Origin of the sequence: Vibrio sp. 1180_3 (assembly GCF_029478545.1) — a bacterium.
Lineage (GTDB): Bacteria > Pseudomonadota > Gammaproteobacteria > Enterobacterales > Vibrionaceae > Vibrio > Vibrio aestuarianus.
Map to the genome: position 1 here is coordinate 1 of NZ_SJFM01000122.1, position 1243 is coordinate 1243.

The following is a 1243-nucleotide window of genomic DNA, read 5'->3' on the forward strand; positions in this document are numbered from 1 at the left end:
TGATCCGCCCCAGCAGTTTTGGACACTGAGTTAAGTGAGTACAATCACTAACGAGGTGAACAATGACTACTAAGAAAACTAGAATTAAACATTCCCCTGAATTTAAAGCAGAAACTCTGAAGCTAGCAGAGAAAGTCGGAGTAGCTGCCGCAGCAAGACAGCTTTCTTTACATGAATCTCAAATCTATGGGTGGCGGAAGAACTCGAAGAAAGACACCAATACGAGTCAGCGAGAGCAAGAGCTAGCCGCAGAAGTTGCCAAGCTCAAAAGGCAGTTGGCTGAGCAAGCAGAAGAGCTAGAAATTGTAAAAAAGGCCGCCACCTACTTCGCGAAAAATCTAAAGTAAATTGCTATGAATTTATGCTCGAACACCTGCTGTGCTTCAATATTGTGCGTATGGCTAAGGTGTTGGGGGTATCCCGAAGTGGGTTTTATTACTGGATTAAACATCGCCATAAGGCCATTCAACGCGAGGCAATACGTCAAAAGCTTGATACAAAGGTCAAAGAAGCTTTTGACATCAGCAAAGGCCGAGATGGCTCAAGGCGAATCCAAAAAGAACTGTCTGAAAGCGGTAATAACCACAATGTTAAAACCATTGCGGCCAGTATGAAGCGTCAATATTTAACGCCGAAAGCGGCTCGTAAATTTAAGTGCACTACGGACAGCAAGCATCAAATGCCTGTTGCTCCAAACTTGTTGGCTCAGAACTTTAACGCAGCGGCTCCGAATGAAAAATGGGCGGGAGACATCACCTATGTTGCGACAAGCGAAGGCTGGCTGTACTTGGCAGTAATTATAGACCTTTACTCAAGACAAGTAATCGGATGGTCTATGGATACCAGAATGACGGCTACGCTGGTCTGTGACGCACTATCAATGGCGTTGTTCCGTCGTGGGTTCCCTGAGCAGGTTATCGTTCATAGTGATCGAGGTAGTCAGTACTGCTCAAAAGATTATCGAGACCTCATAACTACTTATAATCTAAAACAAAGTATGAGTAGGAAAGGAAATTGCTGGGACAATGCTTGTGTTGAGAGCTTCTTCCATTCTATGAAAGTTGAAGCGATCCAATATGAGCCGATTATGACTAGAGACCAGATGCGCCAAACGATCTTCGAGTACATAGAGGTTGATTATAATCGGACGAGAAGGCACAGTGCTCTTGGGTATCTAAGCCCTGTTAACTTTGAACAGCAAAATGTCGCTTAATGTGGTGTCCAGTCTTGCTGGAGCAGATCA

The 1243-nt window shown here is 44.5% G+C and carries 1 protein-coding gene; it reads left to right on the forward strand.

Features of this window, described 5'->3' with window-relative positions; genetic code table 11:
- Positions 1 to 62 precede the first annotated feature (62 nt).
- Positions 63 to 1213, forward strand: a protein-coding gene (locus EYW48_RS21150; protein WP_277433044.1) for an IS3 family transposase whose coding sequence is annotated in 2 segments (ribosomal slippage) — positions 63 to 306 and positions 306 to 1213 — 1152 coding nt in all. Because the reading frame shifts where the segments join, the coding sequence is not laid out codon by codon here.
- Positions 1214 to 1243: the final 30 nt, after the last annotated feature.